Annotated in this window: 1 protein-coding gene; it reads left to right on the top strand. The window is 39.9% G+C overall.

Features of this window, described 5'->3' with window-relative positions; translation table 11 throughout:
- Positions 1-46: 46 nt before the first annotated feature.
- On the top strand, positions 47-336 hold a 290-nt coding region (locus tag CWC11_RS22595), incomplete at its 3' end, for an AAA family ATPase (RefSeq protein ID WP_171038542.1).

Genomic DNA, 336 nt, shown 5'->3' with positions numbered 1-336 from the left:
TTGATATGGTTATGAAGCGTTTAGAACTAAATTAATAAGCCCCCTTATGCAAGAACAATTAAAACAGCTGACCTTAGGCCTAGCTGATGTTATTTATGGCAAAGAACAGCAAATAAAGTTAGCTCTGTGTGCAATGTTAGCGCGCGGCCATTTATTATTAGAAGATCTTCCAGGTATGTGTAAAACAACCCTGTCGCATGGTTTGGCACAAGCCCTGGGGATGAGTTATCAACGTATTCAATTTACCATTGATTTGTTACCAGCAGATATTCTGGGTGCAAGCATTTTTAACACTCAAGAGCAGCGCTTCTCGTTTCATAAAGGTCCGGTATTTAG

Source organism: Pseudoalteromonas sp. S3178, assembly GCF_005886985.1.
GTDB lineage: Bacteria > Pseudomonadota > Gammaproteobacteria > Enterobacterales > Alteromonadaceae > Pseudoalteromonas > Pseudoalteromonas carrageenovora.
The sequence above is the reverse complement of the archived record's forward strand: the minus strand, read 5'-3'. Positions and strand labels throughout refer to the sequence as shown.